Here is a 23,004-nt window from a genome sequence, read left to right as displayed (position 1 = left end):
TAGTTTAAAAAAAGTATTTAAGGCCTATATTTCCGTTTATTGAAAATTCTTTGAATTTTACTTCATATTGTGGGGACACATTTACATAAACTGATACAATACTAAATAAGTATTCACATCCTACATTAGCCCTTGCACCATATAGTATTGAATCATCCCTGCTTAAAATTATAGTTTCGGATATATCTTTAGTCTTTAAAATGCTATACCCACAGAACAGATCTACTCCGATGTAAGGGTAGAAATCAACAATACCATTGAAATATTTACGGCCGCCTAAATTTAGCGTAATATCATTCAGTTTTATATCCCTTTCTACTTTATCTAAAGTAGCGTCCCTCATTGAATAGTTGACAGCGACACTAAAACTTTTTGAATTGTTGACACCAAAAAATTTTTCGAAGCCTGCTTCAATATTCAACGCCTCATTTGAAGAATATCCGCCCTGTACGGACATACTCTTAATGCCAATATAACGTTGTGCGCAACCTATGCCTATATTGGTTGCAACCAATAATAAAATTAAAATACACTTTTTCATACAAGTTTATGTTTCGTTTGTGAGATATGAGAAGTAATAATACTAAGATGTATTAACCAGCTTCCTCAAATAATTTATTAATATCCATACCTCGTTTGTATAATTCATTTAGATAATTGAAAACTATATTTTTATCAGCCGTTCTTTCTAAATAGAAAATCGAAGCTGCGGAGCGGTTAATTATCTCTGCTATATCTTCTACTTTAATATCTTGTTTCTTTCGTTCTGCTTTGATTATAGCTGAGAGATTTTTTAATTTAGCCATTGTTTCGGGTTTATAGTGTATGTGTGTTTTCTTATTTCATAATGTAAATGATCGCCTGTACTGTTACCGGTACTTCCGAGAAAACCGATTACATCGCCTTTACTTACTTTCTTCCCCTTTTTGGTATAGTAAAGGGTTAGATGTGCATACAGGGTAGAATAACCGTAGTCATGCTCAATAACAACGCATTTCCCGTAACCTCCTTTATTACCGGCATAAGTAACAGTTCCGTTTGCCGTAGCATGAATAGTAGTTGCATAGTCGCTTACAAAATCAATCCCGGAATGTAACTTCATTATTTTATGTATAGGGTGCAAACGGTTTCCGTAAAGGCTGCTTATCCTATACTTTTCCTTAATGGGCACACCCAGAGGTAAAGAGTTATAAATAGACGGATATTTACGTAGTACAGGAATAATAAGCTCTATATCATTAAAATTCTTGGATTCTTCCAGTATTTTAACAAGCATTTCTTCTTTACTTTGGCTGAAAGCTATTAAAGAAAAAAACAGGTATAGTATGATATTAAAGCTCCTGAGCATTTTCTATTGCACGATTATCTATTTTATAGTTAATATGACGGCCACCGTCTTTTTCATTGATCTCGATAACAAAGTTTTTCTTATCCGGAATAGTAAACTTATCAAAACATACGCTATAAGTATTATCTTCTTTCCCGTTGATCGTTGATTTAAAATTATCTAAAAACAAAGGTGCATATTCGATTTCCTGTAAAGCACTCTCCTTTGTTTGCTTCTTATCAATGATATAGAACTTCATATAATCTATATCATATTTTACATGAGAAGTATTTTTGAAGTTAAACCTGAAAATCAATTTATTATCGGCAACAAAAATATTATGGATTGTAAATATGATTGAGTTTTTTTTCAGCCCTAAGTTCTTAATTACACGCCCATGGGATTTAAGGCGCTGCATAATACCCTCTTTTGAATAATCTGTAAGATCCTCTTTAGCCAGTAAAGCAGTCTGCTTTGGCTCTCCCATTACTAGGTTAAAATCACTTGCATCTTTATCATAAGAAACGGCGAAGCTGTAAAAATTCTGCTTATCATCTACAATTGAAATATTCGTTGGCTCTGTGCTTTCATCCAATATTTCAACCCGCACAATATTTTGTATGTTATCTATCGGTGTAGCGTCGATCCAGTCGCTCCCATAATCTATATATTTGACAGGATTAGGGAGGACTATATGCAAAAGGTTGTAAATATTAACCTTTGCAGGTGTTTCCTGACCTATACTGTCTTTCGACAGGAAATAGCTCGTTTTTGTGTTAGACGATGAGTAAACGGCTTTAAAAGCATAAAATTTCCCATCTGCCGTTGCTACATTTAAATTTGTATCTCCAAAATCCTTAACATTCGCTTTAATACTTAGTATAGTCGATAAAGGTTGTTTTAGTATTATCAACTCTTCTACTCCGGTAAAATATTTTATATCGGTTGGGAAAACGATATGAGTTGTTTTGTTATAGGAAACTGATATTTCTTTGACAGGTAAAGAAGATACTTGGCCGTATATGGTAATATACGAGATTAAAAGAAATAGCATAAGAATATATCTCGTCATTTTATTACTGGTTTAAGCACTAATTTGTAATTTGATTTAACTGTTATTTTTATTTCTTCCTGTTTTCGGGAAAGCACATTCTTAGCTGTATTTACAACAGCATTTGCGCCCCTTTCAAGAACGCCGGAACTACCTATTACATCTTCCGAAGATGTTTGCTGAATAGCCTGCGCTTTCGCTCTTTTGGCTATTTCTGCCTTAACATTATTCGGTAGATTAATACCTTGCAGGCCATCAATATCATATACTACAAAATTCAACGGAATAAGGTCTTTCCCTTTCAGGACGCTTTGAATAGTAATATTCATACGTTCTTTTGTCAAATTACATACTCCCCATAAAGTCGTGCCCTTAGCTATTTCAGTACCGGATGATGTAGTATAGTCTTCCATCAAACGCAGTTTGATCGTGCTTCCGTTCATAACTTCCTGCTCTCCATGAACAACACAGGAGAGAGTATTGCCCTTACGTACTTTCCGTTTACCTTCAAAAAATCTGTTTTTTTTGGTTTCTTCTGCTTCGGAAAGTTCTGAAATCTCCTGCGCAGGTTGTACAGGTTGTTGGACGGAAACAGGATTGTTGTTTGATGCAAGATCAGGCGTTTGCGGAACTTGCGAAACTTGAGCTGGCTGCGTTGGCTGTTGTACAGGTCTTATTTGCACCTGTTGTGTAGTAGCCGGCTGCTTTGTGCCTTTATTCTTACGCAGGTTCTCCTGTGTCTTATAAATTAACGCCATATCCGGATCATCCGTTACATCTGAATAATCAGGCGTACTTTGTCCGGGCTTATTATCTTCTACCAGATAATCAAAATTACTGCTGGTAAGAGTACCTGTACTCGCCCTTTCAGTTTGTTTTGTATTATCCAGATAATAAGCAGCCTGTTTTTTTGCTTCTTCCTCGCTTATCTGTGCACTCTTATAATCGTCTATCGCATTACTTTGAACTGTACTTCTGTTAAAAAGGAGAAACACAATTAACAATAACAATACGGAGCCGGCAATGATAATAATTTTAATCTTCGTTGTTTTCTCCATAAGCTAAAATTTCTTGACGGTATTCTGAAAAGAAGTACCCTGTGTTATTCTTTGGATATTCAGGTTTTACAGCAATTAACTTTCCCTGTGCCTGTATTCGGTATTTACGGATAAAGGAACCGTCAATTTCCTGTAAAATGGCTGTAAAATGGACGTCAAAGGGTTCTTTATCCTTTCCGATAAAAGATACGTTTTCCATATCGCACCTATAAATAACCCCTCTGTCTACAACATTCTGGTAACACTTTTCCTGTTTATATTTTTCAAAGACCGGTAACAATTCATTTTTAGCGCAGTAATAATATGCGCTGGCCTGATTATCGGTAATTGAATTTCTATCAAAACTATTTATAGTTTTCATCAGTGTTGAACAGGTAGTTAGTATCAGCGTAGTTTGTAATTGCTCGCGGTCTTCTGAAATAGTTTTCAGATAGAGGCCGCCGCTATCGACTACGATAACTTTATTCATTGCATTGTTCATTGAGTAGAAAGCAAAGAATAAAGATGCAATAATAACTATCAGACAGAAGAAAATAATAATTTTCAATGTCGTAGAACTTGTTTTCTTTGCTTTTAAGACTACATCAAAATCGTTTAATATCTTCTCTTTATCCATTATAATAATTGTAATGTTCTTTTTGTTACTACTCCAAACAAAGCTATTTTTATAGTTATCATCCCGCATATACCTAAAATACCATATGCAGACATATCAGCCCCCTCAAACATGACCTTTATAATGCTCTCTGCGAATACATCGGCCATAAGATAAAACGGTATAAGCAGATAGCATACGGCCATGTTCTTTAGCCATGTTTTAAAAACATCAAAAGTCTTTTCACTCATGGCGCATATGACTGCGATAGGGGCTACAATCTCAAGCATAAGCAGCCACAGGTAGCGCCCGGCACAAAAAAAGAAGTAAATATACTTCAGTATATAAATACCTGCTAAGGATATTGATGTAGCAATCATCATATCAATTTTTTCAAGGATGTCGAGATCCGGAGTTACTGCCTCTACTGCTTTTCCTATAATCGACTTATCTTCATATTGCTTAAGTTTTTTGGCCTGTTTATCATTGACATACTTATCTATCATCTGAGCTGCATATGTAGTGCCGGCAACATTTACAGATGCGTTAAATTTTGAAGATACCCCCTGCTGTACATCAGCTAATACACTCTCAATTCCTCCCAGTAGAAAAGGGAACGCACAGATAAAAACCATGTATTTACCATATTGAATAAGAAGATCAAACATGATCTTACGATTGCCTTGTTTATTATCAACCTTACTAATATCATAGATCTTCACAAGGCGGAATATCATTATAGTTAGTGCGATGGCAACTACTATTCCTATACAACCCTGAACAGCTCCATTGCTGTGAATAGTGTAATAGGCTTGCTTTATTGAACTCTCATTCATACTAATTATTCATTAACCGGTTAATTTCTGCTAACTTGGAATTTAAATCATCGAACTGTTCCTTTTCTTTTACTGCCCGGTTTAATAATGCAGAATTTTCTTCTGTTACTTGATTTAACTCCCGCAGGCGATCTCCATCGGTTAAATGAAAAATTCCATCAGCTAGTAAATCGGTAATGTATGTGGTATTTGTTATTAATCTTTCTTGTAGTGAGTTCAACCGTTTTACATATGCAGTTGTGGCCTCATAATTAACACTTCTACTCTCAGCAGAACCAATTTCCTGATATAAAAAATCTGCAATAACTTTTTGTTGCTCCAGTAATGTTCTCATACGCCGGGTAGTCTGAATACTTGTATTTACTTTCTTCAAGGCGTCTGATGCTTCTTTCATAAACTTAGTTTGTTCCTGAAACTCTTTGAAGTTCTGTTGTGCTTGTTTAATCTGCTCCCCCCAGTTCTTTATACTTTCCCCCAACATAGTAGGATCGGAAACTACTAACTGTGCATTGGCCGCAGAAGATAATAGAAACATAAAAATTAATATAAATAGTTTTGTTTTCATAAAAGTGTGTTTAGTTAGTTAATTCAGAGGCTTGGTCTATTATGGCCTGCTCGATACCTTTAATTTTTGCTTGTTCCTGTAGATGGCTCCATGTGCCGCCATCAGTCTGAAACGCTAAAAATTTTTCATTAGATAAATTCAGCCTCAATACGATTGCATCTTTATCTAATATTCGTAAGAACACCTCAGAATACTTATCTCCGGATTTAAAGTTATTCTGTAGGCTTTTCATCAGGTTAATGTGTGCCTGAGTACGAATATTAAATTTATTGATAACGGCATCGTATACCGTTTCGGTTGTAGGCAGGACAAACAGTAATTGTGCATTAGAAATAATCCCTCTTGAATATTCATCATCTCGTAACTGATCGGGCGTCTGTAACACAGTAAATACACTACCGTTTTCTTTTCTGATTTTCTGGTAGCAGAACGCAACATTTGCGTGCATATCGTCTCCGGAAAAATTATCCTTTACCGTTTGTACTTCCGCGTACTCATCAAATAGTAGCAAGCCCCTGCTGGTTCTGTCAAGTAATTTGGTTTGTATAACATCCATAATGATGGAGACTACCACAGAAACAAGAAACTTATCGTTCTTAATTCGTGTCAACTCAAATACGATAAGATCTTTATTGAAAATCTGTTCTGAAAGCTCGCTTTCCTTAACTACATTTTCATAGCTGCCACCCTCTAGGAAATCTTTACAGACATGTAAGAAAGTATCAACGTCGAAAAATTCCTTCCGGATTCCATAAAGCATGAAAATATCATCTTTATTTGCCGATATCCAATTATAAAACGTTTTAAAATTTTTTACTCCATCCGACTTATAGTATGCAGATAACAATGTTTTTAAGGAGACTTCCTGTTTCGCATCGTCTTTTAATTCCTTATCACGCATAAATTTTAGAATAAAATGGGATAGGGTAATTACTTTATCTGCGTCCGGCTCTTCCCCATTCGGAATATAAAATGGGTTAATACCTAGTGGCGTATTCTTATCATAATCAATATGCAGACTTTTGTCCGGATAAAGTTGTGTCAGTTGTTTGAAACTACTTCCAAACTCAACGATAACAACTTTATATCCCTGCTCTACATATTGTTGCGCTATATTGAGAGCTAAAACAGACTTTCCGCCCCCTGTACTGGCAATAATTATTCCGTTTCGGGCGGCAATAGTATTTCCCTGCGGGCTACTCCACAGATCCATTTTTAAAGGACGTAGATTTAATCTGTCATTGAAATATACACCTTGTTCATCATCCTTAAAAGTGGAAGTGTGCACCATCAGGGCTAAAGATGTTTTAAGATCGGAAAGAAAAAAGTAGTCATCATTTAACTTGTTTTCATTTCCGATTAATGAACCTAAAAATATATTATACAAGCTGTTATACTTAGGAATATACGCTTTTATATCCCGCAATCGCAATTCAGATCTGATTTTTTCTTCAGCATGGCCAAAACAAGTATTATCTTCCCACAGAAAAATATTGAAAGCATATTTACAGATAATATTCTTTTCATTTGACAAATCAGTTTCAAGTTCATCAAGAATATTATACTGTCTTTCAATATCTTTATCAAAAGCCTTATGTTGGCCGAACTGTTTTACTTTCAATGAAAAATCAACCTTAAATACTTCGCTGAATTTCCATATCTGATTGACAATATGTGTATAAGGTAACTCAACACCTATTGTCTCCAGATAAGAAGAATACAGTTGATTATTGCCTTTTAAGAGAGACTTATCTTCACGTTCTGTACTTACGCTATCAGGCAGGCATTCGGCTTCATCTATACAAAAGAAAGATCCTGTCTTTATACCGTCTGATAAATAATCACTGACTTTCATATCATTTCGAATATTATCAAAATAAAAGCCATTTCGGTATTGTTGAATGTAAGATAGGATCTGTTCCTTATTCAACTCTGAAATAACTAATTTCTGAATTTGTTGAAGTTGGATATTTACTGTCTTAACATCCTCCAAGAATGCGTTTAACCGCTCTAAACTCTGCCTGTCTACTTCTGCCTTATAATCATAAGGATTCTTTAAATAACCGGCTTCTAATCCGGCAATATTAGTCAGCGTAAAAGATATATAGCATGAATGTTCAATATAATCCCGCCCGTCAAAATGCTTACGTTCTGCCTGAGTAATAAAGCTATCCCCCTGTAATGTCTTGCCCTCAAACTGCTTTCTGATATAAATATCCTGTTTATGAATAATAACATTATTCTTAAAACGTGAAAAGGCATTGAAGTAAATCTGGTGTATTTCTTCAAAAGCATCTTTATCTATCGAGTAACAAGGAGCTTCATCAACCTTAAATACTAGGCTCAAAGTTCCTGTTTTCCCTATTATCAGATTATCAATTATTCCAATAGGGTTCAATTCATTAACAAATACCTTTGTTTCCATTTCTACTTGATATTACTAATATGTATTTCCCGGTAATTATCTTTCTTTCTCTGTTTACGAGAAATGATAGTAAAAAGAATTTTCTGACCGAGTAATAAACACATTACAAAGATGAAAGCGAAAACTAGCGTTCCGAATGAAACGCTACTTTCTTTCTTTGAGATTTCCATTATTAAATACATCAGGAAGAGAGCACTAAAAACACAGGTAATTATCCAAAAATAGAATAATTTAAGGTTCATTCCGTATAAGTGAAGCTGTCTCTCTAAGCCTTTTTTTACCTTAATATCCATTATCAGATACTAAGACTTATACCGCCAACAAGTTGCATGATAATACCAATTACAACAATAGCAAGTACAACTCCACCCAAGATATACAGAACATTTAATATACCTTCTTTTCTTGTACCGCGTCCATCGCTATCCATTATCTTATCAAGGTTAGATATAACACCATATACAGCAGATATAACAATTATAAAAGCAACAAGGGGAATCCCGTACTTAGAAAGAATTTCATTTAATGAACTTTTTATATCTCCGCTTGTAGATATTTGCAAAAAAATAGACAATAATGTTTTCATAAAATTAAAATTTTGTGTTTAAATTTAGTCTGTGATATAATATATTTTGTTTAATTTAGTCTGAAGAAATTAAACGCTCTGTTAATAAAGATAAATTCTTTGACTTCCCTACTTTAATATATTGCAACAAATATATAAATAATTCAACTAATATCAATAATAAAGTTAATATCGTTTTGTATATTTTTATAATTTTCGTTAACGATATGCGATTCTTTATATTTTGGAATGTTAATTTGAGCTTCGACTTCTGTATATTGCTTGAAACTGAATTTTCCACGCTTCATATTGGCTGAACTTAGGCTACAAATAAATTGTCCGGCTTCTAGCTCAGTGAACTCTTGTGTATCGAAAACATTTTCTTTCTGCTTGGAAATGGTAGTGCTTGCACTGTTACCAGCTCCAGAACTTCCCTTGCTTTTAGATATCCGTTCTATTTCCTTTTTGCCGAAAATGATAGGATATGACTGTATAGCAGTCACATCTTGTGTACGTCCAAAAAATTGATGCCCCAGATTACTTTCAATACTAGCCTTAGCCTGTTTTCCGTACACCTGTTCAATTTTTGACGCTGATTGCGTAATAAATGTAATGCTACACATATATTCCCTTAAAACGGAAGGGAGTTTCTGAAAATCGGGAATGACAAAAGTAGTAGCTTCATCCAGTAAATAGAAAAACGGCACTTTATTAGATAAAGTAAACTGCCGGCTCGATATACTTAACATAAGTGCTATTACAGGCGAAATAATACTTTCTATCTGAAATGAATTACATACAGAAACAAGTTTTGGTCTTTCCGGATCTAACAGGTTAAAGTCGAAATCATCCCCGCTTAAGACATAAGCTATATTCTTATTAAAGGATAACTTTGATAATATATTTGACAAAGAAGATAAGTAAGAGGCCTGTGTACGCGGGCTGCTTTCGCTATCTAAGAATGCGGCTGCTAGTCCTCTGCTTCTCTGATTTTTCTTAAGAAAAGAAGTAAGTTTCTCAGCTCCGGCCGAACATACAAACATTGCAATATGCGGAATAGTGCATTTGCTGGGAAATTCTTCAAAGAAGCGATATCCAACCCCCTGTAATATTCCTTTTGCACCATCGCTCCATTCATTCGGCTTTCCTGCAAGATAAGCCATAAACAGATCATCAAGAAGTTGCAAAAATATATTTTCATCCTGTACAACTTCCGGTTTTATGGGGTTGGTTCGCGCTGTATTCTCCATATCGACAAATGAGATCATATAATTGTCATACGGATAATTATGTTTTTTCACAAGATGCTGTGCTGTCTGTGTAAGATCCCCATCTTTATAGTCATAAATAAATCCTGCAAAATGATTTATTATATATTGTTCAATTAATGGTTTTCCAATTGATTTAGTTTTTCCGCTTCCTGCTCCACCATAAATAAGAAAACCTAAAAATGGATTGTATATTTTTATATCTCGCCCTTTGGCCTTCAGGGTAAATGTATATCTCCCGGCTTTTTGCTTTTTCTTACTGGGGATTAGTAGTACAATTAGTATTATTACGACTAATATCGCTATTACTATATAAATAATATTTTCCATAAAATTAGAATTTAAAGTCCTGAAGTTGATATTCTGTGTATTGTTTTTATTGCGTTAACGGCAAGTTCAGCAATAGGTTTAACCGCCGTTACAGGATTCGATGCACTTGCTATATTGACTATCTTATTTCCGATACTGGCTACTTTCATCACGTTTCCGGCTATTTGTCGTTCAGTGTGAAAGCTATCTTTCAGTATCTCGTTCCTAAGCTGATTCTTGGCTTTATTTTTAACAGTATTTGTTAAACGGTTTGCGCCAGAACTAATAAATGATTGTGTTTGTACTCCTTTATTATGGTTTGCTCGTGTCTGTATATTAAATTTTTCAGTAAACTTTGCTGAACATTTTTCTGTAAAATCAGTATAATTAAAGCCTCTGGTAACCTCCTTTTGAGTGCCGTTTTTAAACTGGCAGTTACGAAAACGGATATTTGGAGATAATTTTGCTTTATCATCAGCGGACTTGCGGCTTACAATTACATGAATATGTAACTGTAAGCCGTCTTTCTTATCGCCTGTATTGGCTTTTCCGGATTGAACATCTTTGTCATAATGATTATAAGTGCGTTCTGTTTCGATACGGGCGAAGTACATCAGGTCTTTACCGTTCCGCACATTCTCCCTGTTGAAGCTCTGAGCATAAATATCCATTGCATCGTGGGTATAACCCCTTAAATCGGAAAACAACTTTGTTTTTTCCTCAAATGTAAGCTGTTCTATACTGCTTACATCCCGCCCTACCATTTGACGCAACTCGTCCTTGCTGGGAGAAAAAGATAACATATAAAATTTATCTTCATTCTTCCCAAGCTTATTAACATGACCGTCGATTTCTTTCTGTACGCGGTGGGAAGTTGCTTTTTCATCGTTTTTATCGAAAAAAAAGCCCTTTTCTTCCTTATCGAGATACTCGACTAAGGCTTTCGAACTCCCACTGTTTAGGCCTCTTGGCATATTAATTTTCGTGTACATGGTTACAATTAGTCATAGTTTAAAAAAGTGTATTAAGAACTTGCTTCACTGAATCTTCGAATAATTCGCGATTAACCAATGTTAAAGTAACGCCTTTTTCTTCTTTCTGCCTATAGAGAGAGAAAAATTGCTTCAAATAGTCATACGTATCTTCGGTCATGTCGCCGGAGTAATTCATTAACAGGCTTCGATATTTTTCTAAGTCTGCGGCATCTACTTCATTACAAACCGGAAATACAACACTCTTCGTCTGTGACTTATTTACAAACTCCATAAATAAATCTTTCAAAGCGGAAGATACAGTATCATACTCTGATACTACTTCACTTTTTACGGGTATTTCAATACCGGATTGAAGTAATGAAAGTTTCTTTTCCAAATCTTTAATAATACGATCTTGCTTTTCAACAATCAAACACCTCTCTTGTGCAAGTTCCAAAATTTGGCGCCATTGAGAATTGGTAGCTTCAATATTATTCAGATCTCGAAATATATCAGAAGAAACAGTTTCTTCTTGAACAACTATACCGGTAGAAACCCCTTGAAGAATTTGATTTGTTTGTTTGTCCCGGTTCAAATTATTGTCTCGTTCCTGTGCTTTTACAATCTTAACAAGACGGTCAAATTCTTTCAAAAGTTTGTCCGTATTATTTTTAATTTCTACAGTTGGGACGTCTTTAATATTAAAAGGATCTGTTCCTGTCTCGGAAAAAAATACGAGCATTTGACGAATATAATTGTCAAAAGATTTCGCTTCTGAATGCTCTTCAATACGATTTTTCAACTTGAAATAAGTTGCATCCTGCAATTTAATACTTTTCATAATTCTACCTAAAGTACTACCTAAATAAATACTATTAATTATCTATATATTAATGTATTAATAATTTTAAGTACCACTAAAGTACTACCTTTAGTACTACCTTAAAAAAATTAATATCTTAATTATCTGACAAATATATAAAAATTATTGGGTTTTACCCAATATACATCTTGCTTTCCTATTAAAAGATAGGAAAACTTTTTTTCGAGCCAAAAAAAGCACTTTTTTGAGCGTAAAAAAATGTTTGACTATCCCCATTTTTAGGTCTGAAAAGGCCGTTAAAAAAATGGGTAGTAAAAGAAAATTTTATTCAGGTTTTAGGAGCAATTTCCGACAGCCAGATATTTTTTTTATTTATAAATTCACGCCAGTTACAATTAGTCATAGTTTCGACGAATTGAATTTTTTAGGTAAAAGGAGTAAATTTCGAAATATACTGGCTGTTCGTTTTATGGCTAAAAAAAACCTTTGAGCGAAGCGAATATTAAATGTGTTTTTTTTCGTGAAGATTAGAATTTGGATTCGGATTTTGCTAAAAAAAACGCCGCTCTAGTGTCCGAGCATGAGAGACATTTGTTCACTTTTACAGTATTAGAGTTTTACAGTACTGTTTTCGGTCGCTAATAGCTATGGTTATGGCTCTAATAATGAGTGTTTTAAGTTGGTTACAAAAAATCATACTATGACTTATTGTAACCGTTCTATGACTTATTGTAACCAATTCCTAGTTAATCTATGATTAATTGTAACTAAAATCTCAAACTATGAATTTAATTTATGACAATACATAGTTTTAATTCATAGTTTTATTTATATTTGTGTCGGATTACAAATATATAACTTATGACTTATCTATTAACAAAGACCGAAAAGAAGCATTATCCGGATATGATAGTGCAGGCCAATGAAATTACTTTGGCCAAATACAGTTATGACCTTATAGAAAAGCGTGTATTATACATAATTATAGATAAAGTCAGAAAAAAATACATTGAGGAACTCCCTGTGGTTGAAAATACAAGTGAAGATTTATTTGGCAATCTAACAATAAGATTTACTCCAAGTGAGTTGAAAGAAGTTGATAATATGACACGAATATATGACCGTTTAAATCAATTTAAACAAAAGTCATTTGAGATTAATAATGAAGAGGAATGGGCTTCGATAAATCTATTAACAAGAGCTTCGCATAAGAAAAAAGAGAACTATTTTGAGATGGAGATATCACCGCATGCCTTACAATTCTTTGTGGAGTTATCAGAACGTTTTACAGCTTATTCCCTGAGTGTGGCTTTGTCTTTTGGTTCTATATATACTCAACGTTTCTACGAACTATGTCAAATGTGGCGTAATAAAGGATATTTTGAGTATTCTGTTGACGAATTAAGAGAATTATTCGGCTTAAAAGATTCTTATAAAACATATGGAGAATTTAAAAGGGCTGTGATTGATAAGGCACAAAAAGAACTATATAAAAGTTTTTCAAACAACTCATCTCCGCAATCTGATGTATATTTCAAGTATGAAATTAAGGAAAAAGGGGGTAAAAAGAACAACAAAATTAAAGATTTGATTTTTTATATCTACGATGCTTCGGAGAACTTATATGGTAACTGGGCGGAAGGTGATTATTTATATAATATACGCTTAAAATTGACGCCTTTGTTTAAAAATGATGCTGGATATATTGAGCGCGTTTTAAATGGCTTAAAAGGCAAAGAAATACCCTATATCAATTCCGTTTGGGTTAAGATAGAAGATAAGTTGGTATATTATGCTTCAAAAGAAGTAGAAGAGCGAGCAAAAGTAATAAGAACTATATTAAAAGGGGATTTCCAACTATTCTAGTTACAATTAATCATAGTTTGAATTAATTTGGTCGTACAGATTCGCACAACAAATTTACTTACAATTAGTCATAGTTTGAAGAGTAACAATACAGTTCAATATTTGGTTCATGGGAAAGTAGGGACGAAAAGTTGCATATAACACATATTTAACTAATAATCAGCGATTTGATTTTGTTCAAATCAAAAGCAATTGATATGATAATATTGAGAAAACAAGATTCGCACAGATTCGCATAACAAAAACTACTTACAATTAGTCATAGTTTAGTAAAAATTTAAGAACTTACAATTAGTCATAGTTTGAATTAAAGGTTTCTTTCAGCTATTGCCGGTAAGCCAGTAGTAGAATTTATTATTTTATGTATTGATACATAATAGAATACAGAAATGTTTGCCGTTTTCGCAGCTATGTTTTTACTAGTCCTATATGTAATAAGGGACAAAAAAGGAACTTCGAGGGGACAAAAAAGGAACTTTAGATAAATATTTGTTCCAAAAGGGACAAAAAAGGAACTTTAATCAAAATTTATCACTAATATGAACATAATTTTTGCCTTATCAGCCTTATTTTAAGTCAATCTTCTTCAAAAGCTGCAAAACAAATGAAAATTTTTATAGATTGTTTGAAGTATTAACTTGCTTATATTCTGTACATTAATATCATAAAGGGACAAAAAAGGAACTTCGAGGGACAAAAAAGGAACTTTTTACATTTTCGTGTCTTGGCCAAAATATCTACATAATGTTGAAATTAATTTTTACACTATTTTTTACTCTTAGAGGGGGTTTTGTGGAAAATGCTGGTGGTACCCCATGTAAAACTGTACAGTTTTAAACTACTTGAGAGCTGTCAGTCATTTAAAAAACGTACTGTTTCAATTGCTTCAGGAACGCGATCCGCCGCCGGCGTTTTTAATAAACATCTGGTTTCTGAAAATCCATCTATAAATTTCGTTATATCAAACAAATAACTTATCTTTGTTTACCGCCTGAAAAGGACAAAGCGGCAACGTGAGGACGACCGTGAGAAGCGATAAGGTGGTACGGCATAGCCAGTATATAAGAGGTGCATTGCGCCTCTTTATCTTTGAATAAAAAAGAGTAGCAATAAATATTGCTACTCTTTTATTATAAGGAGATAATTTGGTTCATGGGGTCTTAACCAAAGTAGAGGGAAAATGTTGAAAATAATGTTTAATCAACTTATTATAAATGATTTAATTTTATATATAGTTGCATTTATTTTTCATAAATATAGTTGCTGTCATTTCTATACCCTTCAAAGTCGACACGAAAGTCATTAAAATCTTTTTCACTTGCCAGCCTTACAATATCGCTGATGCTTATTGTAGTTTGACTTTTTCCAATATTGAATGTTGCTCCCTTGAGTATCGAAGCATGAAGAATATTCAAAGTTGTTGGATCATAGGGAAGTATATAACCAAGTGTATTTTCGTTACATACTACTAACTGAATTTTGCTAATTTTGTTCATAATTCTGATATTTTGAAGTTGATTTATTCTTAGATTTCGGTTCGTACTTTTTTCAATTAAAACTATTTTCTTTCTCCGAGCTTTTTTTTTAATATTCATTCCCAGTGTGTCGGACGTCTTTTTTCAGTTGCCTCAAAGGTTATATTTAACCCGCAAGCAAATTTTTTCAGAAAAATACTACCCGATACAGGCGTAGTGATCCCGGAGGAACGAACGGGACCTACGGAGCTGTGAGGTGTGGAGATTTTTATTGAAAACAGCGAAGCGAATTTGAGGCTGGGGAAAATATAAATAACCTTTGCAACTAGAAAAAACGGCTGGCATTACTGGACGAATGAATAAAAAAAAGGCGATGGGGAAAGTACCACTCTCCCCCGAATGGGGGGCTTAGAACCGTAACAATAAGGCTCGACGCCTGTATTGGTGCGACTACCAGTTTATATGTAAATATTTTTATATTGAAATATAAAAATATAAAAATATAAAAATAACACAGCTCTCCCCGCAGGGGGATTATAACCGAAACAATAAGGCTCGATGCCTGTATTGGTGCGACTACCCGATTATATAGAATCTAACTTCATTATTAAAACCGTACTTTTTTGAACGTTGGCCAGCTCTCCGGGAAGACTAAAACCATACTGTTTTAAAAAACACCGGAAGCAGATCCGCCACCGGTTAAATAAAAAAAAGTACAAAAAAAGCCGGAACAAAGTTGTTCCGGCTTTTAATATTAATAATGTTCTGTACACTGCACTATGACAATCCTTTCTTCTTCGACTGCGTAAACTAGCCTGTTCTTTTCGTCTATACGTCTGCTCCAATAACCTTGCAGTTCATATTTCAATGGCTCAGGCTTGCCGATTCCCTCGAATGGGTTACGCTGAATATCTTTTATAAGATTAAGAATCCTTTTAGACTTCTGTTTATCGCTATATACGATACCTGTAAACTCCGCCCATGCTGTCGGCGTGAATGCAACCCCCCTCATTTAGATATAAAGGCATCTAGTTCGTCAATGCTTACGTTAATTACTTTACCCGCCTTGTGTTCTTCTATCGACTGCATGAGCTTTATAGCGTTCGCAGGGTTCGACATTAACGAAACTGTTTCTCTGTGCGAATTATAATCAGACAGGGACATAACTATTATATCCTCGCCCTGTTGTCTCTTCACAATCAAAGGTTCGTGACTGTCGGCTGTTTGATCAAGCAACTGCTTAATATTAGCCCTAAAATCGGATAATGACGCTGTTTCCATAACTATGATAATTAATCTTTATACAAAGATAATAAAAAACAATCATTGTACAATATTTTGTACAATGATTGTTTGCCTATTCTGATAAATTTTATTTATCTTCTTCTTTGCGTACACTTCCTTTCAGTTCGATATCCAGAACGATAACGTGCCAGTTCGTGTACTTCTTACCCTCATGTTCTCTTGTGGTGGAATAATGCTTTCCTACCACTTGTACGATCGCGCCGTTTACAATGTGAGGTATAAGTTTTTCGGGAAATTTGTCTATTCTCATCCCGCATTCATAGTAGCTGTACTCTGAATCTTTGAAACTATCTGTTTTTTCTGAAACTGTGAAGTTTAAGTAACCGTTTTCATTTCTCACTTCTTGTACGATGTTACCAGTAAATTGAATTGTAGCCATAATTTTAAATTTTTTGTTTATAAATGTGTTAATGATGCAATATACTGACAAACAGTAATATTGACAAATAAATTGAATACTATTTTAACTATTAGAAAATTGTTTAAATACCCGTTTCATATCATCAGGTGTACAGTTTGGATAACGATATTTTACTACTTCGTAAGCATCATCTGTGCACCATGTATAGAATGCTTCGTGATTATTTAACTCATATAAAATATAGTCGTCCATAGGTATATGTTTCGCAAATTCTGCCTCTGTATCCTTTTCTAATTCGCTGAATCTTCTAACATATTCCTTAACGTTATCAATTGGAATTAGCATTCCTTGACCACCATTAGCATATTTCACTCCTTCTTTCCTGCCTTCTTCAAACTGCTCATTACTGAAAGCGAAGAAAATACCAAGCGAATCAAATAGCGCAGATAACTTATTTTGATGCTCTTCTTTGATTTGTACTATTGTTTTCATACTTCTAAAAAGTTTACATATTGTAATACATCTGTCCTATGCTCTCTACCTCCGCAGAATGAGCCATTCTTGTAGACAAACCAATATTCCCATAGTTTGCTATATCGAATCGTGATATAGACAATTTCGGTGCTTGTTATGACTGTTCGCACAAGTTCTCCCATACGTTAAAAATTTATTGATTAATGAATAATTTAATACAGGGAATTTATCTATCCCTGCGGTAGTGAATTGTTATCAGTAAGTCAAAGAGCGTATATAAAAGTCAGAGATTTATTCTTAGATTTCGGTTCGTACTTTTTTCAATTAAAACTATTTTCTTTCTCCGAGCTTTTTTTTTAATATTCATTCCCAGTGTGTCGGACGTCTTTTTTCAGTTGCCTCAAAGGTTATATTTAACCCGCAAGCAAATTTTTTCAGAAAAATACTACCCGATACAGGCGTAGTGATCCCGGAGGAACGAACGGGACCTACGGAGCTGTGAGGTGTGGAGATTTTATTGAAAACAGCGAAGCGAATTTGAGGCTGGGGAAAATATAAGTAACCTTTGCAACTAGAAAAAACGGCTGGCATTACTGGACGAATGAATAAAAAAAAGGCGATGGGGAAAGTACCACTCTCCCCCGAATGGGGGGCTTAGAACCGTAGCAATAAGGCTCGACGCCTGTTTTGGTGCGACTACCTGTTTATATGTAAATATTTATATATCAATATATTTTTATATCGAAATATAAATATATTAAATTGAGATTCTGTATATTGGAAAAATTCAATCAAAATAGCATCCCCAAGGGCGAGGTAGTTTGTAGACTGTGGAACATGGCTACAAGCTACCGAGCCCCAAATAATGAAGCCCAGCTAAAGAATAAAAAAATAGAGGCTATAAAGCCTCTATGAATTTTCCGGATTTGGAGAAATAACCGATGTACCATTCATCTAGTATTACCGAATCTTTGATAGGTAATAACATATACATCTTTAATGCTCCATCTTCATATTTAGAAGATACATTCCTTGCTATGTCGCCGATGGAAAAACTCATATTCATGTATTCTACATTTGAGGCGATAAATAAGCGTTTTGAGTATTCTTCAACAATTTTCAGGCTGGAAGCTACCACTTCTGCGGTTGAGAATCCATAACGAAGATAAGCTAAAATAAAAATTACAATTTTCATAAAGTAAATTATTAAGTTATACATATTAATATCGCCGGATGCACACATGAGCAAAGGTAAATTAGCAGTATTAAAAACTGTTCAAATACTACCTGAGGTGCAGGCGAGGGTGGAGATTTAACGGTTTTTGATATGGCGTTTTGCCTGCTTCATGTACCTTTGCTGATATTGATTGATATAGTGCCGATCTCCCCGCAGGGGGATTATAACCGAAACAATAAGGCTCGATGCCTGTATTGGTGCGACTACCCGATTATATAGAATCTAACTTCATTATTAAAACCGTACTTTTTTGAACGTTGGCCAGCTCTCCGGGAAGACTAAAACCATATTGTTTTTAAAAACACCGGAAGCAGATCCGCCACCGGCTAAATAAAAAAAAGTACATAAAAAAAGCGGCATCTATTGATGCCGCTTTCTACTGAAAACTAATTCACATTAATTTAATCAGCAATTTTTAACGTAAAAACAAAGATAATTAATATTTTCATTTTTTTCTTATCGGATGACTCATTAAAATAAGTAATAATTCCTTTTGTGATTTCAGTCTGTTTCGTTTGCAAAAATCCAGCATATCGGGCAAAGAATTTTCGCCCCAATAATCATGGCTCTCTTTCAATTCTTCAAAAATATAGTTTTTCAAATCTGCTGTTATATCCTCTATCTCCATAATAATAAAAATAAGTTAAGCGGCTGAAAGCCGCTTAACAAGATAATTAAAAAAAATCGAAACTCGCTTTTTCGTTCTTAGATTCAAGGTTAATTTTCTGTTCCTCGTCAATGTCTAAGAACTCTTCATTAAGTAGTTTTTGTGTAGCTTCTTGCTCTTCCCTCTCCCATTCAGCCTTTCTATTCAACCCCTCATGATATATAAAACTATTTTCTTTATCTAATAGCTCTATATGTGGAATACCTTTCAGTTCAACTATATTCGGGTTAATACTCCATCCACTGCGATAGTCTGTAAATGACAAAGCATCTTTCCAAACTACCTCTCCTCTTGCACCATGAATCATCATATTCAGTGCAGCCATCATGCAACAAGTACGGTCTATATCCATTGCGTAATGAAAATTTCTTGGGTTGTAAGCGTGAGAAGCTATTGAAAAGCGTCCGCTCCCGCAGGCGGGGTCAAGAATCCTTTTTCCGCATCCCTCTGGGTTTACAATATTTGTCATCATATCCACAAGATTCGGGGGTGTAAAAAATTGCCCTTTCTTCTTCTTGCTCCAATCTGACGAATGCAACTCAAAGTAATGCCCGAAAGCGTCAAACCACTCAAAACCCTTTTTACTTTTCATGGTATTTTGTAACATTATCCACTGATAATATAAATCATGGAATAATTTTACTTCCTCTGGCTTGTACTTTGACATATCAACTTTTATTGTAGAGCTGTGCCCTGCAATGGCATACTCCAAAAATTCTTGAAAAGCCCTTATAACGTCTTTCCCGAAACGATATGCGAGCTTTTCCATTGCTTTGTGAAAATCTGCAAAATCTTTTTCCATTCTCATGTGATAATTTGTCCTTTATGTATGGTGCATATTAATGTTTCCCAATTACGGATAAAACCGTCTGTATCTACATAGTAGAATCCTCTTGAGAGGACTACGAAAAATAAATCTTCGCTATCCATGCTTCTTTCTTTAGCATTCGATATAGCTGATTTTTCATCTGAATATTTTTCCATAAGTCTAAAAAAGTGAGATAGGCTATTTAAGCCTATCTCTATTAATAATTTACTCCTGTTCCTGCTCTTGCAATTCTTCTTCGGGCTGTTCTTCCGTTTGGTCTGCATCCTTTAGAATATTTACGCCTAGTTCTTTTAGCTTCTGTTCTATCCTCGCTTTTCGCTTGATAAACACGTTTTGGTGTACTTTTTCTATCTCGGCGGTTTCATTTTCAAAATGGTACTTTGAAAATTCTAAAAACAGTTGTGATGAAACGGAATGAGAGTTAAAAGCGTACTCTTTCAACTTCGACAATATAAAATCACGTATAATAACTGTTCGTTGTTCGGGCGTCATACTTACGACAAAATCTAATTTAACCTTATCTTTTGCGTAAGGTTCTCCGAAGTACTGCTTTCTATGTTCGTTTGACAATTCAGAAAGCAGATAATAAAACAAGATGTCATTTTCTAGCTTTATTGCATCTTTCGTAAAATCTATATTGCCTTTGAAGATCTGGTCTTTTATGTCTTTAATAGACTTTTCAACCTTAAGTTCCTGTTCTCTCGCTAGCTTATCTCTTAGTTTGCTAATCTCTTTATCTTCGCTCGATATGTCAGTATTGCTTTCGTTATCAGCTTCATCAAAGGACATGTAACCTTTCTGTATGTTTGTACCATTTAAGATTAAACAAGGCTGATATTTGCCACTTTTGACATTTTCTTCAAACTCTATTACTTCTTTGGCATATTCAGTACAGGCTTCCTCATAGTCTTTTAAGTCCTGCTCGTACTCTTCCATATCGGCAGCAAACCATTCTTGGTTCACTTCTCCTGTTTCCTCGTCTCTACAATCTTCTTCTTTTGGCTTTTCGGGTTTCTCGGGTTCTTCGGGCATTTGAAAAGAAGTTCCGCTATCTTCGGCGATTTCATAATTATTATCATCAAACTTCTTTAGTACCCAATCTGAAACATGATATCTTCTGATTATCGGCAAAGTCGGGTTATCGTCAATAACATTTGCTATCTTTTGAAAATTCGCATCGTCTTGTTTATTTGCATAACAAGGTTTATTCAAACATCTTGCCGTTTCATCAGAAAACAGGCGACCAAAAGAAGAATTAAACTGACATCCTGTGCAATCCTTTGTATCAAAGACAGCTTTATCTAGGTTACTGTTATACCTGTTATCCAAATGATTTTCAAATTTAGATAGTGATAATTCCGCCCAATAATTCCAATTTTCATTGGTAAAATGGTCATTGAAAATCTGATCTTGCAAGTCCTGCGGATAAGAAGCTAAAAAAACTGCTTTACCTATATTGATTGAACTTTCGGAAAGCATCTTTTTAAAATCGTCTATTAGGTTATTCAATTGGTATCTATCCCTTACAAACTTTTCGCTTTTACCTAGTTTTACAGCAACGCTTTTAACATCAAACTGTTTAACTTCTATCATCGTTTTAACGGCTTCGGCTGTCTCTAGGTCTGTCATATCCTCACGTTGCAAATTTTCTGTGAGTGCGATGTCTAAGGCTTCTTCGCTCGTGCATTCTCTTATATATGCAGGCATTTCTTGTAGCCCTGCGAGTTTTGCAGCCCTGTATCGGCGTTCTCCTGCGATAATTGAGTACATATTTTCAGTATTAGGCGTTTTGCGCACAGATATAGGCTGAATGATACCTATTTGCTTAATACTCTCGGCTAGTTCGTTCAATGCTTTCTCGTCAAAATACTGGCGTGGGTTTCCACCTACCAATAAATTTTCAATATTTATATATACTGTTTCAAGCTGAGTTTTTTGGATTGGTGCTTGTTGAATCTGTTTTTTATTTTGATTTTTCTTTGCCATAATTTTAAAGATTGTAGGGGAGTAATTAACTCCCCTGTGTTAGTAATTAGTTGTCGTATTCGGGAATATATTCAACATTCTTATCAATAGTATTAATAAGTTCATCAAAATAAATCCCTGTTCGTTGTCCTACAATTACATTTTTTTGCATAAATGCAACTTCAAATACATCTGCTCCTGCATTGTAAGATATTTTTACCTGTCCTGTGAAGTGATGCCCTTGTACATTGAAAAGTATTGCATTATTTAATATTATCAGCTTGTGTGTTCCCCATGAGCAAATAATATCTGTTTCTGCAATGAATAAGAAAAACAAAAATCGTATTGAACGAAAAGAATAGTAATCAAACTGCTTTTCATAATTTCCATTCTCTTTATCTCTCACTGTATTTAGTATTGCTTCCGTAAAGAGATTAAAAACATAGTGAAATGGGCGCAAAGGCTTTAATTCCTTTAGCAGATTAATTTCATCTATTGAAAATAATACTCTTGACGGGTAGTGTTCAGCATCCATATACCTATAAACAATGATATTAGCGTCCTGTGACATCATTGTTAGGACGAAAAGATTAGGAATTTCAAGTACAAATTTGATACCTAGCGTAGTTTCAGACATCAGCCTTATTTGTAAGACTTCATCTTCATTTGCAGAACTGATTATTTCTACAATTCCATGTTTGTTGCGCTTAGCCTCTATCAAATACGGATAGAGAAACTTTGTAGCGTCTTGATCTAAATAAATCATACGTTAAAAATTTATTGATTAATAAATAATTTAATACAGGGAATTTGTCTATCCCTGCGGTAGTGAATTGTTATCAGTAAGTCAAAGAGCGTATATAAAAGTCAGAGATTTATTCTTAGATTTCGGTTCGTACTTTTTTCAATTAAAAACATTTTTCTTTCTCCGAGCTTTTTTTTAATATTCATTCCCAGTGTGTCGGACGTCTTTTTTCAGTTGCCTCAAAGGTTATATTTAACCCGCAAGCAAATTTTTTCAGAAAAATA

The 23,004-nt window shown here is 34.4% G+C and carries 25 protein-coding genes; 1 reads left to right on the top strand and 24 read right to left on the bottom strand.

Annotation, left to right across the window (positions count from 1 at the left end):
* Positions 1 to 4 precede the first annotated feature (4 nt).
* The 13 genes from M2448_RS19455 to M2448_RS19395 form a co-directional block, all read right to left on the bottom strand.
* Positions 5 to 541, bottom strand: coding sequence for a hypothetical protein (locus M2448_RS19455; RefSeq protein ID WP_280647870.1), 537 nt, complete (start codon positions 539 to 541; stop codon positions 5 to 7).
* Positions 542 to 593: 52 nt separating this feature from the next.
* A complete protein-coding gene (locus tag M2448_RS19450) occupies positions 594 to 806 on the bottom strand; it encodes a hypothetical protein (protein WP_280647871.1) in 213 nt (70 codons plus the stop codon).
* Positions 794 to 1,276: a M23 family metallopeptidase gene (locus M2448_RS19445; RefSeq protein ID WP_280647872.1), complete on the bottom strand. Its 483-nt coding sequence runs from the start codon at positions 1,274 to 1,276 to the stop codon at positions 794 to 796. Before M2448_RS19445 ends, M2448_RS19450 begins: the two co-directional genes overlap by 13 nt.
* 55 nt (positions 1,277 to 1,331) lie before the next feature.
* Positions 1,332 to 2,399 carry a conjugative transposon protein TraN gene (traN, locus tag M2448_RS19440; protein WP_280647873.1) on the bottom strand — a complete coding sequence of 356 codons (1,068 nt, stop codon included), beginning with the start codon at positions 2,397 to 2,399 and terminating at the stop codon, positions 1,332 to 1,334.
* Positions 2,396 to 3,436: a conjugative transposon protein TraM gene (traM, locus tag M2448_RS19435; RefSeq protein ID WP_280647874.1), complete on the bottom strand. Its 1,041-nt coding sequence runs from the start codon at positions 3,434 to 3,436 to the stop codon at positions 2,396 to 2,398. The genes traN and traM overlap by 4 nt, the downstream gene beginning before the upstream one ends.
* Complete coding sequence (locus M2448_RS19430; RefSeq protein ID WP_280647875.1) at positions 3,414 to 4,052, bottom strand: hypothetical protein; 639 nt, start codon at positions 4,050 to 4,052, stop codon at positions 3,414 to 3,416. The genes traM and M2448_RS19430 overlap by 23 nt, the downstream gene beginning before the upstream one ends.
* Positions 4,052 to 4,867 (bottom strand): type IV secretion system protein, encoded by an 816-nt coding sequence (locus M2448_RS19425; protein ID WP_280647876.1) that lies wholly within the window; start codon positions 4,865 to 4,867, stop codon positions 4,052 to 4,054. Before M2448_RS19425 ends, M2448_RS19430 begins: the two co-directional genes overlap by 1 nt.
* Before the next feature lies 1 nt (position 4,868).
* On the bottom strand, positions 4,869 to 5,432 hold the full coding sequence (locus M2448_RS19420) for a hypothetical protein (protein WP_280647877.1): 564 nt from the start codon (positions 5,430 to 5,432) through the stop codon (positions 4,869 to 4,871).
* A 10-nt stretch (positions 5,433 to 5,442) separates the two neighbouring features.
* On the bottom strand, positions 5,443 to 7,857 hold the full coding sequence (locus M2448_RS19415) for a conjugal transfer protein TraG (RefSeq protein ID WP_280647878.1): 2,415 nt from the start codon (positions 7,855 to 7,857) through the stop codon (positions 5,443 to 5,445).
* 295 nt (positions 7,858 to 8,152) lie between these two features.
* On the bottom strand, positions 8,153 to 8,443 hold the full coding sequence (locus M2448_RS19410) for a hypothetical protein (RefSeq protein WP_280647879.1): 291 nt from the start codon (positions 8,441 to 8,443) through the stop codon (positions 8,153 to 8,155).
* A 143-nt stretch (positions 8,444 to 8,586) separates the two neighbouring features.
* Complete coding sequence (locus tag M2448_RS19405; protein ID WP_280647880.1) at positions 8,587 to 10,020, bottom strand: TraM recognition domain-containing protein; 1,434 nt, start codon at positions 10,018 to 10,020, stop codon at positions 8,587 to 8,589.
* Positions 10,021 to 10,031: 11 nt separating this feature from the next.
* Complete coding sequence (locus tag M2448_RS19400; RefSeq protein ID WP_280647881.1) at positions 10,032 to 10,973, bottom strand: DUF5712 family protein; 942 nt, start codon at positions 10,971 to 10,973, stop codon at positions 10,032 to 10,034.
* A 37-nt stretch (positions 10,974 to 11,010) separates the two neighbouring features.
* Positions 11,011 to 11,814 carry a BfmA/BtgA family mobilization protein gene (locus M2448_RS19395; protein ID WP_280647882.1) on the bottom strand — a complete coding sequence of 268 codons (804 nt, stop codon included), beginning with the start codon at positions 11,812 to 11,814 and terminating at the stop codon, positions 11,011 to 11,013.
* An 843-nt stretch (positions 11,815 to 12,657) separates the two neighbouring features.
* Here M2448_RS19395 and M2448_RS19390 point away from each other — a divergent pair.
* Positions 12,658 to 13,662, top strand: coding sequence for a replication initiation protein (locus tag M2448_RS19390; RefSeq protein ID WP_280647883.1), 1,005 nt, complete (start codon positions 12,658 to 12,660; stop codon positions 13,660 to 13,662).
* A 1,241-nt stretch (positions 13,663 to 14,903) separates the two neighbouring features.
* On the opposite strand, the gene M2448_RS19385 is transcribed toward M2448_RS19390, so the two are convergent.
* The 11 genes from M2448_RS19385 to M2448_RS19335 all read right to left on the bottom strand — a co-directional run bounded on the left by M2448_RS19385 (position 14,904) and on the right by M2448_RS19335 (position 22,741).
* Positions 14,904 to 15,158 (bottom strand): hypothetical protein, encoded by a 255-nt coding sequence (locus M2448_RS19385; protein WP_280648054.1) that lies wholly within the window; start codon positions 15,156 to 15,158, stop codon positions 14,904 to 14,906.
* A 733-nt stretch (positions 15,159 to 15,891) separates the two neighbouring features.
* A complete protein-coding gene (locus M2448_RS19380; protein WP_280647976.1) occupies positions 15,892 to 16,149 on the bottom strand; it encodes a Txe/YoeB family addiction module toxin in 258 nt (85 codons plus the stop codon).
* The gene (locus M2448_RS19375; RefSeq protein WP_280647977.1) at positions 16,146 to 16,418 is read right to left on the bottom strand and encodes a type II toxin-antitoxin system prevent-host-death family antitoxin; all 273 of its coding nucleotides are present in this window, start codon (positions 16,416 to 16,418) and stop codon (positions 16,146 to 16,148) included. The genes M2448_RS19380 and M2448_RS19375 overlap by 4 nt, the downstream gene beginning before the upstream one ends.
* Positions 16,419 to 16,509: 91 nt before the next feature.
* Complete coding sequence (locus tag M2448_RS19370) at positions 16,510 to 16,821, bottom strand: hypothetical protein (protein ID WP_280647978.1); 312 nt, start codon at positions 16,819 to 16,821, stop codon at positions 16,510 to 16,512.
* A gap of 84 nt (positions 16,822 to 16,905) precedes the next feature.
* The gene (locus tag M2448_RS19365) at positions 16,906 to 17,295 is read right to left on the bottom strand and encodes a hypothetical protein (protein WP_280647979.1); all 390 of its coding nucleotides are present in this window, start codon (positions 17,293 to 17,295) and stop codon (positions 16,906 to 16,908) included.
* Positions 17,296 to 18,175: 880 nt separating this feature from the next.
* Entirely contained in the window at positions 18,176 to 18,472 is a 297-nt protein-coding gene (locus M2448_RS19360; protein WP_280647980.1) for a hypothetical protein, read from the bottom strand.
* Between the two features lie 487 nt (positions 18,473 to 18,959).
* Complete coding sequence (locus M2448_RS19355) at positions 18,960 to 19,142, bottom strand: hypothetical protein (RefSeq protein ID WP_280647981.1); 183 nt, start codon at positions 19,140 to 19,142, stop codon at positions 18,960 to 18,962.
* 46 nt (positions 19,143 to 19,188) lie between these two features.
* Positions 19,189 to 19,983 (bottom strand): N-6 DNA methylase, encoded by a 795-nt coding sequence (locus M2448_RS19350; RefSeq protein ID WP_280647982.1) that lies wholly within the window; start codon positions 19,981 to 19,983, stop codon positions 19,189 to 19,191.
* A 2-nt stretch (positions 19,984 to 19,985) separates the two neighbouring features.
* A complete protein-coding gene (locus tag M2448_RS19345) occupies positions 19,986 to 20,165 on the bottom strand; it encodes a hypothetical protein (RefSeq protein ID WP_280647983.1) in 180 nt (59 codons plus the stop codon).
* 49 nt (positions 20,166 to 20,214) lie between these two features.
* Entirely contained in the window at positions 20,215 to 21,996 is a 1,782-nt protein-coding gene (locus tag M2448_RS19340; RefSeq protein WP_280647984.1) for a ParB/RepB/Spo0J family partition protein, read from the bottom strand.
* A gap of 46 nt (positions 21,997 to 22,042) precedes the next feature.
* Entirely contained in the window at positions 22,043 to 22,741 is a 699-nt protein-coding gene (locus M2448_RS19335; protein ID WP_280647985.1) for a hypothetical protein, read from the bottom strand.
* Between the last annotated feature and the right edge of the window lie 263 nt (positions 22,742 to 23,004).

It is taken from the genome of Dysgonomonas sp. PF1-14 (genome assembly GCF_029892965.1).
Taxonomy (GTDB): domain Bacteria; phylum Bacteroidota; class Bacteroidia; order Bacteroidales; family Dysgonomonadaceae; genus Dysgonomonas.
The sequence above is the reverse complement of the archived record's forward strand: the minus strand, read 5'-3'. Positions and strand labels throughout refer to the sequence as shown.